At 71.9% G+C, this 13,037-nt stretch carries 12 protein-coding genes; 2 read left to right on the top strand and 10 right to left on the bottom strand.

The annotated features are described in order from the left end of the window. Positions 1–153: 153 nt before the first annotated feature. From pheT to infC, 7 genes are all read right to left on the bottom strand, one after another. Positions 154–2,667: a phenylalanine--tRNA ligase subunit beta gene (gene pheT, locus AQI88_RS12190; protein ID WP_066996515.1), complete on the bottom strand. Its 2,514-nt coding sequence runs from the start codon at positions 2,665–2,667 to the stop codon at positions 154–156. After that, a complete protein-coding gene (pheS, locus tag AQI88_RS12185) occupies positions 2,667–3,788 on the bottom strand; it encodes a phenylalanine--tRNA ligase subunit alpha (protein WP_066996512.1) in 1,122 nt (373 codons plus the stop codon). Before pheS ends, pheT begins: the two co-directional genes overlap by 1 nt. A gap of 139 nt (positions 3,789–3,927) precedes the next feature. Beyond that, on the bottom strand, positions 3,928–5,073 hold the full coding sequence (locus tag AQI88_RS12180; RefSeq protein WP_066996509.1) for a sensor histidine kinase: 1,146 nt from the start codon (positions 5,071–5,073) through the stop codon (positions 3,928–3,930). A gap of 50 nt (positions 5,074–5,123) precedes the next feature. After that, complete coding sequence (locus tag AQI88_RS12175) at positions 5,124–5,984, bottom strand: TrmH family RNA methyltransferase (RefSeq protein WP_066996507.1); 861 nt, start codon at positions 5,982–5,984, stop codon at positions 5,124–5,126. 171 nt (positions 5,985–6,155) lie between these two features. After that, on the bottom strand, positions 6,156–6,539 hold the full coding sequence (rplT, locus tag AQI88_RS12170) for a 50S ribosomal protein L20 (RefSeq protein ID WP_006141703.1): 384 nt from the start codon (positions 6,537–6,539) through the stop codon (positions 6,156–6,158). 101 nt (positions 6,540–6,640) lie between these two features. After that, positions 6,641–6,835, bottom strand: a complete 195-nt coding sequence (gene rpmI, locus AQI88_RS12165) for a 50S ribosomal protein L35 (RefSeq protein WP_004933563.1) — start codon at positions 6,833–6,835, stop codon at positions 6,641–6,643. Positions 6,836–6,947: 112 nt separating this feature from the next. Then, positions 6,948–7,610: a translation initiation factor IF-3 gene (gene infC, locus AQI88_RS12160; RefSeq protein ID WP_079057529.1), complete on the bottom strand. Its 663-nt coding sequence runs from the start codon at positions 7,608–7,610 to the stop codon at positions 6,948–6,950. 360 nt (positions 7,611–7,970) lie between these two features. Here infC and AQI88_RS12155 point away from each other — a divergent pair, with 360 nt between their 5' ends. Beyond that, positions 7,971–8,327: a DUF1844 domain-containing protein gene (locus tag AQI88_RS12155; protein WP_066996504.1), complete on the top strand. Its 357-nt coding sequence runs from the start codon at positions 7,971–7,973 to the stop codon at positions 8,325–8,327. A gap of 33 nt (positions 8,328–8,360) precedes the next feature. Here the strand turns inward: AQI88_RS12155 and AQI88_RS12150 are convergent, their stop codons facing one another. Then, on the bottom strand, positions 8,361–9,092 hold the full coding sequence (locus tag AQI88_RS12150; protein WP_066997165.1) for an SseB family protein: 732 nt from the start codon (positions 9,090–9,092) through the stop codon (positions 8,361–8,363). Between the two features lie 151 nt (positions 9,093–9,243). On the opposite strand from AQI88_RS12150, the gene AQI88_RS12145 reads away from it, so the two are divergent. After that, positions 9,244–10,203 carry a serine hydrolase gene (locus AQI88_RS12145; RefSeq protein ID WP_066997162.1) on the top strand — a complete coding sequence of 320 codons (960 nt, stop codon included), beginning with the start codon at positions 9,244–9,246 and terminating at the stop codon, positions 10,201–10,203. 13 nt (positions 10,204–10,216) lie between these two features. Here AQI88_RS12145 and mycP read toward each other — a convergent pair whose 3' ends face one another. Further along, positions 10,217–11,404: a type VII secretion-associated serine protease mycosin gene (gene mycP / locus AQI88_RS12140; RefSeq protein WP_066996501.1), complete on the bottom strand. Its 1,188-nt coding sequence runs from the start codon at positions 11,402–11,404 to the stop codon at positions 10,217–10,219. Then, positions 11,401–12,177, bottom strand: a complete 777-nt coding sequence (locus AQI88_RS12135; RefSeq protein WP_244184111.1) for a hypothetical protein — start codon at positions 12,175–12,177, stop codon at positions 11,401–11,403. Before AQI88_RS12135 ends, mycP begins: the two co-directional genes overlap by 4 nt. Positions 12,178–13,037 lie beyond the last annotated feature (860 nt).

Below are 13,037 nucleotides of genomic sequence, written 5' to 3'. Positions count from 1 at the left end.
CCGACCCCGAAAGGCCGGTCCGATTCTGTCCAGAGCCATGGCCCGGAAGGACCAGATCACCGCCAGTTCCCACTCGAATGAGTGAGCCCACCCTGAGCAAACCCGCATTTATGCAGCTGGCGGCACGGGAACCCCCCTAGGGGCGCGGGGAGCTCAGCCCCTCAGGACAGCCCCCGTACGCTCGCCCGCAAGAGCAACAGCCGCATCCCGAGCAGCAGAAGCCTCATCCACGGTCAACGTACGATCACCCGCCCGGAACCGCAGCGCATAGGCCAGCGACTTCTTCCCGTCACCCAGCTGCTCCGCGTTCTCGTACACATCGAACAGCCGAATGGACTCAAGGAGCTCACCCGCACCCTCACGCAGCGCCGCCTCGACCTCGGCCGAGGGAACGGGCTTGTCGACCACGAGGGCGACATCCTGCGTGGCAACCGGGAAGGTGGAGATGCTCGGCGCCTGCGGGGCGCCGTCGCCCACCGCCTCCAGGGCGTCCAGGTCCAGCTCCATCGCGCAGGTGCGCTCGGGCAGCCCCAGGGCCTTGAGGACGCGCGGGTGCAGTTCTCCCGCGCGGCCCACGACCTTCTCCGCGCCGTCGGCGACGACCACCAGCTCGGCGCAGCGGCCGGGGTGCCAAGGACCGTACTGCCCCTTGCGCACCACCAGCTCCGCACCGGCCTCACGCGCGACGGCGCGCGCCGCCTCGACCGCGTCGGCCCACCCGGCCGGACGGCCACCGCCCCACCAGCCGGCCTGCTCGCGAGCGCCCGCGAGGACGACGGCCACGTGCCGCGGCTGCTCGGGCAGCGCGGCGTTCAGCTCGGCGATCTCCTCGTCGGTGGGACGCCGGTCGACGGGCAGATGCCCGGCGACGCGCTGCTCCTCGTGCGGCTGGAAGACCAGGCCCGTCTCGAACAGGGCCAGATCGTGCGAGCCCCGCCCGTCGTTGCGCCGCAGGGCACCCAGCAGGCCCGGCAGCAGCGTCGTACGGAGCGCGGGCTCCTCGTCGTTGAGCGGGTTGGTCAGCTTCACGACGCGGCGGGCCGGGTCGTCGGCGTCCAGGCCGAGCTGGTCGAAGACCTGCTCGCCGATGAACGGGTAGTTCGGCGCCTCGACGTAGCCCGCGCCGGCCAGTGCCCGGCCGACCCGGCGGTGCAGCCGCTGCCGGTGGGTCAGGCCGCGGCCCGAGGGGAGCTTGGGCAGTGTGGAGGGCAGGTTCTCGTAGCCCTCGAGACGGATGACCTCTTCGGCCAGGTCGTTGGGGTCGGTCAGGTCGGGCCGCCAGGACGGGACGGTGACGATCAGCTCGTCCTGCCCGTAGACGTCGCAGCCGGTCTCCTGGAGCCGTCGTACGACGATCTCGCGGCCGTAGTCCACGCCCGCGACCTTGTCCGGGTGGTTCGCCGGGACGGTGATCGTGTGCGGAGCGGAGGGCGCGATGACCTCGGTGACGCCGGCCTCGGCGGTGCCGCCCGCGAGGAGCACGAGCAGGTCGACGGTGCGCTGGGCCGCGGCGGAGGCGGCCTGCGGGTCCACGCCCCGCTCGAAGCGGCGGGAGGCCTCCGAGGACAGCTTGTGGCGACGCGCCGTACGGGCGATCGAGACGGCGTCGAAGTGGGCGGCCTCGATGACCACGTCGGACGTGGCGTTCTCCAGATCGTCGTGGTCGGCGATCTCGGTGTTGGCGCCGCCCATGACGCCGGCGAGGCCGATCGGGCCGCGCTCGTCGGTGATGACGAGGTCCTCGGCGTGCAGCTTGCGCTCGACGCCGTCGAGGGTGACGAGTTTCTCGCCCTCCTCGGCCCGGCGCACGCCGATGGTGCCCTGGACCAGCCCGCGGTCGTAGGCGTGCAGGGGCTGGCCCAGCTCCATCATCACGTAGTTGGTGACGTCGACGGCGAGCGAGATCGGGCGCATGCCGACCTTCTGCAGCCGGCGCTGCAGCCAGATCGGGGAGCGCGCCTCGGGGCTCAGACCGGTGACCGTGCGGGCAGTGAAGCGGTCGCAGCCCATCGGGTCGCCGACCTGGACCGGGTAGCCGAAGGCGTTCGGGGCCGGTACGTCGATCAGGGCCGGGTCGCGCAGCGGCAGGCCGTAGGCGATGGCGGTCTCGCGGGCGACGCCGCGGATGGACAGGCAGTCGCCGCGGTTGGCGGTGACGGCGATGTCGAGGACCTCGTCGACCAGTTCCAGCAGCTCGATGGCGTCCTTGCCGACCTCGGTCTCCGGCGGCAGCACGATGATGCCGTGGTTGCCGTCGTCGCCCATGCCCAGCTCGTCGCTGGAGCAGATCATGCCGTGGGACGTCTTGCCGTACGTCTTGCGCGCGGCGATCGCGAAGTCGCCGGGCAGCACGGCGCCCGGGAGGACCACGACGACCTTGTCGCCGACGGAGAAGTTACGGGCGCCGCAGACGATCTCCTGGGGCTCGCCGGTGCCGTTGGCCCGGCCGACGTCGACGGTGCAGAAGCGGATCGGCTTCTTGAACTCCGTCAGCTCCTCGATGGTGAGCACCTGGCCGACGACCAGCGGACCCTTGAGGTCGGCGCCGAGCTGCTCGACGGTCTCGACCTCGAGGCCTGCCGAAATGAGCTTGGCCTGGACGTCACGGCCGGTTTCGGTCGCCGGCAGGTCGACGTACTCCCGCAGCCAAGAAAGCGGGACCCGCATCAGATCTCCATCCCGAACGGCCGGGTGAACCGGACGTCACCCTCGACCATGTCTCGCATGTCTTCGACGTTGTGGCGGAACATCAGCATCCGCTCGATGCCGAACCCGAAGGCGAAGCCGCTGTACTTCTCCGGGTCGACGCCGCAGGCGGCCAGCACCCGCGGGTTGACCATGCCGCAGCCGCCCAGCTCGATCCAGCCCTCGCTGGAGCAGGTGCGGCAGGGCCGGTCGGGGTTGCCGACGGACTCGCCCTTGCAGACGTAGCAGAGCATGTCCATCTCGGCGGACGGCTCGGTGAAGGGGAAGAAGTTCGGGCGCAGCCGGGTCTTCATGCCCTCGCCGAACAGCGACTGGACCATGTGGTCCAGGGTGCCCTTGAGGTCCGACATGGTCAGGCCCTCGTCCACGGCGAGCAGCTCGACCTGGTGGAAGACCGGGGTGTGCGTGGCGTCCAGCTCGTCGGTGCGGTACACGCGGCCCGGGCAGATCACGTACACCGGCAGCTCGCGGTCGAGCAGGGAGCGGATCTGGACCGGAGAGGTGTGGGTGCGCAGCACGACACCGGACTCGGTGCCGCCGTCCGGGCCCTGCACGAAGAACGTGTCGGCCTCGCCGCGGGCCGGGTGGTCCGGACCGATGTTGAGCGCGTCGAAGTTGAACCACTCGGCCTCGACCTGGGGGCCCTCGGCGACCTCGTAGCCCATGGCCACGAAGACGTCCTCGATGCGCTCCGAGAGCGTGGTCAGCGGGTGCCGGGCGCCGGCCGGGACGCGGTCGTGGGGCAGCGTGACGTCGACGTCCTCCTCCACCAGCACGCGCGCGTCGCGCTCGGCCTCCAGCTCCACCTGGCGGGCGGCGAGGGCCTTGTTCACGGCGCCGCGGGCCATGCCGACGCGCTTGCCGGCCTCGGCCTTGGCGTGCGGGGGCAGGGCGCCGATCTCGCGGTTGGCGAGGGCCAGCGGGGAGGCGGGGCCGGTGTGGGCGACCTTGGCCTCGTGGAGCGCGTCGAGGGAGCTCGCTGCGACGAAGGCGGCGAGCGCCTCGTCCCGCATGCGCTCGATCTCTTCCGGTTTCAACGCCTCGACCTCTACAGGGTCGTACGACTTATTCGGTGCCGACATCTCTTCCCGTGCTTCCGATTGGCTGGCTGGAGGTCCCCGTCACCGACTCTGAGACTCTCTGAGGGCCGCGTGCAGGACACAAAGGTGCCAAAGGCCGAGTCTAACGGGGTGGAGACAGACGAATGCGCCCGCGGGCGCCTCAGGCCAGATAGGCCGGGGCCCCCACGGGCAACGTAAATCGGAATTCGGCGCCGCCGACGGAGGCGCGTCCGACCGTGATGGTGCCGCCGTGGGCCTCGACGATGCCCTTGACGATGTACAGACCGAGTCCCGTGCCGCCGCGCTTGCTGCCCCGCCAGAAGCGGGTGAAGACGCGGTTCATGGATTCCTCCGGGATGCCGGGCCCTTCGTCGCTCACCGTGACGGACGTGCCGGTTTCCTCGCCTTCGCGCGGGGATGCCGAGGGCGTGACGTCAATGGTGACGGTTCCCTCGCCGTGGCGCACGGCATTTTCCAGCAGGTTGCTGAGCACCTGGTCGACCTTGTCGGGGTCGGCCCACAGGGCGGGCAGCGGCTGCTCGATGCGGAGCAGGAACCGGTCGGCGGGCTGCCCGGCGGCGACGTAGGCCTGGATGTGCCGGCCGACGGCCGCGCCTATGTCCACGGGCTGGCGCCTGACCTCCAGCCGCCCGCTGTCGATCCGGGAGATGTCCAGCAGCTCGGCGATGAGCCGGGTGACCCGGTCGGCGTCGGCGTCGACGGTCTCCAGCATCAGCCGTTTCTGGTCGTCGGTGAAGCGTGCCCACTTGGCGAGGAGCGTGGCGGTGAAGCCCTTGACGGAGGTCAGCGGCGAGCGCAGCTCGTGGGCGACGGTGGCGATCAGCTCGGCGTGGCTGCGTTCGGTGCGGCGCCGGGCCTCGGTGTCGCGCAGGGAGACGATGACGCGGTGGACGGGCCCGAGGGGCTCGGTGCGCACGTACCGCGCGCAGACCAGTACTTCCCGCCCGCAGGGGAGCAGCAGGTTGCGCTCGGGCTGCCGGACCCGGATGGCGAGGCCGCCGTAGGGGTCGGTGAGCTGCCACCAGCGCCTGCCCTCCAGGTCCTCTAACGGCAGGGCCTTCTCCAGGGGCTGCCCGAGGGCGTCGGCGGCGCTCAGGGCGGTGATGCGTGCGGCGGCGGCGTTGAAGCAGATGACCCGGCCGTGCTCGTCGGCGACGACGAGGCCGTCGGGCAGCTGGTCGGGGTCGATGCCGAGGCCGGTCTCGATGCGGTCGCCGTGCCGGGGCGCGGGTGTGCGGCGCACGTCCCGCCCGTCCGGCGCAGTGCTCGTGCCGACCACGCTCATCCCCGTACCTCACCTCTCAGCCGGCGCAGGGCCCCGAGCTGGCCACCCTACTAGCTCTCGGTGACGGAGCGGCACCCTTCGCGGGCGCGCTGTGCACGGGCCGATGCGTAGAGACATACGGCGGCGGCCGTGGCGAGGTTCAGGCTCTCGGCCTTCCCGTGGATGGGGACGCGTACGACGGCGTCCGCGAGGGCGCGGGTCTCTTCGGGGAGCCCCCAGGCCTCGTTGCCGAACACCCAGGCGGTCGGCCCGCCCATCGTCCCCTTGTCCAGCTCCTCGTCGAGGTCGCGGTCACCGGCCCCGTCCGCGGCGAGGATCCGCACACCGGCCTCCTTCAGCCCCTGTACGGCCCGCTCGACGGGTACGCCGACGGCGACGGGCAGATGGAACAGGGAGCCCACGGAGGCACGTACGGCCTTCGGGTTGTACAGGTCGACGGAGGCGTCGGTGAGGACGACGGCCTCGGCGCCGGCGGCGTCGGCACAGCGCAGCACGGTCCCGGCGTTGCCCGGGTCGCGGACGTGGGCGAGCACGGCGACGAGCCTGGGCCGGGCGGCGAGGATGTCCTCGAAGGGCGTGTCCAGGAACCGGCAGACACCGACCAGCCCCTGCGGGGTGACGGTGGTGGAGATGTCGGCGATGACGTCCTCGGAGGCGAGGTGCACCCGGGCGCCGGCCTGTCGCGCCTCCCCGATGATGTCGGCGTACCGCTCCGCGGCTTCGACCGTGGCGAACAGTTCGACAAGGGTCGGGGTGCCGTCGGCACGATGCCCGGCCGCCTCCCTGACGGCCTGCGGCCCCTCCGCGAGAAACAGCCGGTCCTTGCCCCGGAAGTTCCGCTTGGCGAGCCGCCGGGCGGCATTCACACGGGCGGACCGGGGGGAGATCAGCTCGGGGCTGACGGGGGGCATGTTTCTTCCTTCAGCAGCTTGGGTTCGGCATCTTTTCTCCGCCGCAACGGCGATCAACCACGGCGGCGGCCGTCGGCGGTGCCGTACCGACCCGCACCGCACAACGCAACGGACCCGCAGGCAAAAACCCGCGGGTCCGCACAGTCACGTCGGCCTGAAGCCAGCGCAGCGTCACGCAGCCTTGGGCGCGTTGACGTCCGACGGCAGCGCCTTCTGCGCGACCTCGACGAGCGCCGCGAAGGCGTTCGCGTCGTTCACGGCCAGCTCGGCCAGGATCTTGCGGTCGACCTCGACGTTCGCGGCCTTCAGACCCTGGATGAAGCGGTTGTAGGTGATGCCGTTGGCGCGGGCAGCGGCGTTGATGCGCTGGATCCACAGCTGACGGAAGTCGCCCTTGCGCTTCTTGCGGTCGTTGTAGTTGTAGACCAGCGAGTGGGTGACCTGCTCCTTGGCCTTGCGGTAGAGGCGCGAACGCTGACCGCGGTAGCCGGAGGCCTGCTCGAGGATCGCCCGGCGCTTCTTGTGGGCGTTGACTGCCCGCTTGACGCGTGCCACTTGTTAACTCCTTGTAGCGGGGTCGTGGGGGTACTCACACGACCCGGAAACGACTGGGTCCCGGTCCTGGCGTACGGCGCTCGGATTCAAGCGCCGGTACGTCACTTGCCGAGAAGCTTCTTGATCTTCGCGGCGTCGCCCGGGGCCATCTCGGCGTTGCCGGTGAGGCGACGCGTCACGCGGGACGACTTGTGCTCAAGCAGGTGGCGCTTGCCGGCGCGCTCACGGAGCACCTTGCCGGAGCCGGTGACCTTGAAGCGCTTGCTGGCACCGCTGTGCGACTTGTTCTTCGGCATAGCGCCGTATCTCCTCGTCGGGTGGCGCTCCGGTGCCCGGTCACGAAAACCGGGCACGGTGGAGCGTCGCTCTTCTATCGGTTACATCCTTGGGGACTGGCGTCCCCCGGGATCACGCCTCGGCGGGCTCCTCGGCGGGCGCCTCAGCCTCGGCAGCGTTCTGCGAACGACCGGGGTTGGCCTTCGCCTCCGCCTTACGGGCTTCCTGCGCCTGGCGAGCCTCGGCCATTGCCTCGGTCTTCTTCTTGTGCGGACCGAGGACCATGATCATGTTGCGGCCGTCCTGCTTCGGGTTCGACTCGACGAAACCGAGGTCCTGGACGTCCTCCGCGAGACGCTGCAGCAGTCGGTAGCCCAGCTCGGGCCGGGACTGCTCGCGACCACGGAACATGATCGTGATCTTGACCTTGTCGCCCTGCTTGAGGAACCGGACGACGTGACCCTTCTTGGTGTCATAGTCGTGCGGGTCGATCTTCGGCCGGAGCTTCATCTCCTTGATGACCGTGTGCGCCTGGTTCTTGCGCGCCTCACGGGCCTTCATGGCCGACTCGTACTTGAACTTCCCGTAGTCCATGAGCTTGCACACGGGCGGACGGGCGTTCGCCGCGACCTCGACCAGGTCCAGGTCGTACTCCTGCGCAAGCTCCAGTGCCTTGGCCAGGGGGACGATGCCCACCTGCTCGCCACTGGGACCGACAAGTCGCACCTCGGGAACGCGAATCCGGTCGTTGATGCGGGGCTCGGCGCTGATGGATCCTCCTCGGTAGCACCACACGGCGGTCTGGCGGACAGCCGCGTACGTCTCTTTTCGTTAGACCTAACCGCGCCGAAGCACAAAAAATGCCCCGGACGATCACAGGCGGGGCTCCCATACCAACCGGAGCACCGCCGCGATGACCGCGGGGCGCGACTCGGGCGGCTCCATCGTCCGTACGGAACGATGGTGGCCGCCTGACCGGGTGACCCGCCGTCCCGGGGGACGGTCAGGTGGGAGATCGGAGCCTCCACTTGTGGGCCGAGCACAGTAGTGTCCGGCCGGTCGTCAACAAGGTTAGCAGGATCGCTTGACAAGGGCTAATTGAGCCCGGGTGGGGCTGATGAAGGCGCCCGGCCGCCCTCGCCTATCGTGTGGGGCATGAGTGAGACCCCTCCTGAGAACACCGACTTCGACGCGATGACCCGGGACATCGCCGAGGTTCCCGCCGTCGAGGTGATCGTGACGGTCGCCGTCAACCTGATGAGCGCCGCCGCCGTGAAGCTCGGCCTGAGCGAGGAGGGCGACAAGTACAAGGACCTGGACGAGGCCCGCAAGCTGGTGACCGCGCTCGCCGGTCTGCTGGACGCGAGCGCGACCGAGATCAGCTCGTTCCACGCGGCGCCGCTGCGTGACGGCCTGAAGTCGCTGCAGCTGGCGTTCCGCGAGGCGTCGGTCGTGCCGGACGAGCCGGGCCAGGGTCCGGGCGAGAAGTACACCGGCCCGGTCTACGGCTAGGCCTCGGTCCTACGGTCAGCCGCGGGGGTGTTTTCACTCCCGCACGTACAAGGGCTCGCCCGGAGGGGTGGTCCCGGCCGGCAGCAGTGCCAGGTCGAGGCCGCGCACCAGGCGGGCCCTCAGTGTGTCGTCGGCGGCCAGCCGCCCGGCGACCGCGCGGGCGGCCTCGGCGGGCGCGGCAGCCGGGTCGAGGACGAGGGCGAGGGTCCCGTCGGCCTGCCCGGGCCCGAAGTGGGCGCGCAGCACGGCGGGCTCGGCGGCCACAGCGGCGCGCACGGCCTCGACGACGGCCGGGTCGGCGAGCGGATCGGTGCTCGTACGGCCCTCGGCGAGGGCGAGCAGCGCCTGGCCGGTCAGTTCGAAGGGCACCGGTCCGGCGAGGTCGAGCACGACGGTGTCCGCCTTCTCGTGCGCGGCGGCCTGCAGGGCCTGGTGCAGGGGTACCGCGACGGGGCGGGCCGCCGGGTCCCAGCGGGCCAGGGAGTCGGTGGAGGTGAAGGCGGGCAGGGCGGTGCGGTGGCCGGCCTTCAGGGTGGGTACGGCCATGTCGCTGGTCTTCTCGCGGCGCAGCCCGTTCTCGTCCTCCTCGACCTCGCCGAGCACGGCCACCACGGGCACCAGCAGCCGGGCGCCCCGGAGCGCCTCCAGGACCGGGCCCACGGCCGTGCGGTCCTCGGCCCAGGCGGCGAGGGCGGCGCTCAGCCGGGGGTCGGCGGAGCCGTCGTCGTCGGAGAAGCCGGGGTCGGGAATGTTCTTGTTCGCCACGGTCACCGACCCTATAGGGGGGATGCCGCCGGCTTTGTGCGGGCCCGGGGAACCGGGCCGTCACGCCCTTCACAGGAATCTCAGCCTTCCCTGACGCGGATCTCACGTCCGTCCCACGAGGCACACAGTGCCCGCCCCGAGCATCCCGGGCATGGAGTCCTCCAGAGCCGGCCGTCGCCGCGCCCGCCGCGCCCGGCGCCGCCCCCTTCTGTCCACCGCACTCGCCGTCGTCGCCGTGGCCGGGGTCACGGCGGGCAGCACGGTCTGTGTGAAGGCACGGGCGCACTCCGGTGCCGGCGCCGTATCGTCGGCGGCGTCGCCGTCGGCCTCCTCCTCGGCCGCGGCGGGCGAGGAGGCATCGGTGGAACGCGCGACGTCACCTTCGGCTGTGGACCGCAAGGCCTCACTGGCGAAGGCGATGGCATCGGTGACGGTGCCGTCCGGAGCAGAGGTGTCGGCGGCGGTGCTGGAACTGGACTCCGGCCAGAGCGCCGCGTACGGCGAGGCCGCCTTCGACACGGCGAGCATCGTCAAGGTCGACATCCTGGCCACGCTGCTGCTCCAGGCGCAGGACGCGGGGCGGCAGCCGACGGCGGCGGAGAGGGCGTACGCCGCGAAGATGATCGAGAACAGCGACAACGCGTCCGCGACGGCCTTGTGGCACACGATCGGGCGGGCTGAGGGTCTGGACGCGGCGAACGAGCGCTTCGGCCTGTCGGCGACCTCGGGTGGTGACGGTGAGCTGTGGGGGCTGACGCAGACCACGGCTGCGGATCAACTGGTGTTGCTTCAGCAGGTGTTCGGGGAGGAGTCGCTGCTGAGTGCGGCCTCTCGGACGTACGTCCAGGGGTTGATGAAGGCTGTGGAGGCCGATCAGCGGTGGGGGGTGTCGGCGGCGGCTGCCGGTTCCTCGTGGGCGTTGAAGAACGGGTGGCTGCCGCGTAGTACGACGGGGCTGTGGGATGTGAACAGCATCGGGCGGGTGACGGTGGACGGGGCCGATTATCTGGTGGCTGTGCTGTCGAAGGGGACGGCGAGTCAGGCGAAGGGCATCGCTCTCGTGGAGGCTGCTGCGAAGGCGGCGGTGGCCGGGTTCGCCTCTGCACCGTAGGAGTACGCGTCCCTCAGGGAGTTGTCCTTCGGTTTCTCCACAGGACGAACCCCGCTACCAGCAGAACTCCGCCGATGCCGCCTGCCAAGGGGCCCGCCCAGTCGGAAGCCGAGCTGGTGGGCCTGGCCGCGTCCGGGCCTGAGCCGAAGTACTTTTCGTCGTACGACGCCGGGTGCAGGGCCCGCGGCTTGAGCTTGGCCGCTGCCCTGAGGGCTGCTGCCGGGTCGATCATGCCGAAGCCTCGGGAGTCGTCGCGGCCGCCTACCGGGGCGTCGCGGGCCGTGTCCTCCAGGAGCTTCTTGATCTGGGCCGGGGCCAGGGTGGGGTGGGCCGCCTTGATCAGTGCCGCAGCGCCGGAGACGAAGGCGGAGGCGGCCGAGGTGCCCCAGCCCTCGTAGTACTTGTGGTCGGGGTCGGCGATCACGACGTCCACGCCGGGCGCGCTGACCGCGGCGTACCAGCGGCGGGTGGAGAAGGAGGCGCGGGTGCCGTACTTGTCCACGGCGGTGGCGGCGATGACGCCCGGGTAGGCGGCCGGGTAGGAGACGTGGTCGCCCTTGTCGCCGCCGTTGCCCGCGGAGGCCACCACGACCACGCCCTTCTTCAGGGCGTACTGCACGGCCTCGTCCTCGCTCGGCTCCGGGTGCGCGGAGTTCGAGTCGTCGCCGAGGGAGAGGTTGATGACGTCGGCGCCGTGGTCGGCGGCCCAGCGGATGCCGTCGGCGAGAGCGTTGCCCCGGGTGGTGCGGGCCTTGGTGCGGGCGGAGTCGCCGTCCTCCAGGATGACCCGTACGGGCAGGATCCTCGCCTCGGGGGCGACGCCCATGACGCCGTCGGCGTTGCCGGGTCCGTGGCCGTGTCCGGCGATGATGCCGGCCATGGCGGTGCCGTGCCGGGCCCAGGTGCGGTCGCCGGGCTCGGCGCCGAAGCCGATCATGTCCTTGGCGGGCAGGACGTTGCCGGCCAGGTCCGGGTGGTCGGCCTCGACTCCGGTGTCCAGGACGGCGACGGTGACGCCCTGGCCCTTGGTGGTGCGCCAGGCCTCGTCGAGGTGGAGGGCGGACAGGCCCCACTGCTGGCCACGGATGCCGTCGGCGTACGCGGCGGTGGACGGCAGCAGAGTGAGGGAGCCGGCGAGCAGGAGGCTCACCGATGCGCCGGCGGCGCTCACGCGGCGGCGGCCGGACATCGATCGCCTCATGAAGGTTTCTCCGAGGCCGAGCTGACGGTCTGGCGCAGGCGCCGTTCGATACGGTCGGCCAGGCCCTGCGCCTCGTTGCCGAGGCCCGCCTGGGCCGGTGCCGTGGTGGCGGCGGAGCCGGTGGCGTCCGCGGCGGGCTGCGGGGAGTCGACGGTGCGGCCGTCGGCCCAGCCGGAGACGGCGTAGGCGACGACGGGGGAGTCGGTGAGGACGGAGATGGTCCAGGTGGCGCGCTGCTTGTCGCCGAAGCCGGCCGCGGCGGTGCCCTTGGCGGCGTACGGCCGGGGCATCAGGTCGGTGCGGCGGTCCAGGTGCTCGTCGCGGAAGCGGGCGGCGAGCGCGGACATGCTCGCGGAGTCGCCCTTGGTGAACAGCAGGCCGACGGTGGTGACGTAGGTCTGGGTGGCGTCGGTGTAGGTGGCGCGCAGGAGGCGCTGGCAGCCGACGGGGGCGAGGACCTTGTGCAGCAGCGGGTCGAAGGCGTCGGTGCAGCCGCTGTCCGGGGCGACGGCGATCCGCGTCCAGGACCGGTCGGCGCCGCCGGGGCCGGCTCCGGTGCCCTGGAGGGTGGGCGGGAAGAGCTGGTCGACGGGCACGCTGTGCCACAGCGTCGCGGCCGCGCTGAATCCGCTTCCGGCCGAGCCGTCCCCATCATCTCCGGTGAGCCAACTCCCGGTCACAGCACCGCCGATGAGGCCGAGCCCGAGGACCAGGCAGGCGGCGGCAGCGGCGGTCCGGGGCCGTACCCGTACCCCCAGCGGCCGTGCCCGCATCCGCCCGTCGTACCCCTCCGGATCCCCGAAGGACACGACGGGCCGGGCGGCCGCCCCGGCACTCCAGGAGAAGGCCGGATCCGGAGAAGCCGGCGGGGGGCTGGCGGGGTGGGCCGGATCGCTCGGACTCCATGCGGTCCGAAGATCACGCACACCGGGCAGGGGCGGCGACACCAGCGACGGAGAAGCCGGGCGGCTGGGGGCGGGGGCCGGTGAGGAGGCAGGGCGGCCGGGGGCGGGCGGCGATGCGGAGGCAGGGCGTCCGAAGACGGGCGCCGATGCGGACGCAGGGCGTCCGGAGGCGGGCTCCGGCGCCGAGGAAACCTCGTGGTCGGGGGCGGGCAGTGGCGAGGAGCCCGCGTACCCGGCAGCGGACCCCCGCGTGGGCCCGGAGGCGGGCGAGGCCGCAGACCCCGGGAGCGGCGTCCCGGGTGCCGACGGGATCGGCCGGAGCCGGGCCGTCGTCTCGGACGGGGCCTCCGCAGGCGCTCCGGATCGGTGCGGCCGGGACCCCGCGCGCAGCGCCGCCGAGGGATCCTCGCGGTCGGAGACGGGGGCTGACGTGGAACCCGGATGTCCGGCGGCAGACCCCTGCGACCCCGGGCGCCCGGAGGCGGAGGACGACGCAGGCCCAGGGCGCCGCGGCCCGGTCGCCGACGGGATCGGCCGGAGCCGGGCCGTCGTCTCCGACAAGGATTCCGCCGGGGTCTCGGGGCGGCGGGGCTGAGCCCCAGGGACGCGCACCGGGCGCGGAGGCGCGGTCGCAGCGGCGCCGACGTCGTGCGGCTCGCGGCCCGCGGACGGTGGGGCGTCGGGGAAGCGGGCCGAGGCGGGGGGCGGTGGCGGGCTCACCGGGTCGG

It is taken from the genome of Streptomyces cellostaticus, from assembly GCF_001513965.1.
Taxonomy (GTDB): Bacteria; Actinomycetota; Actinomycetes; order Streptomycetales; family Streptomycetaceae; genus Streptomyces; species Streptomyces cellostaticus.
This window is presented reverse-complemented; position numbering and strand designations above follow the sequence as displayed.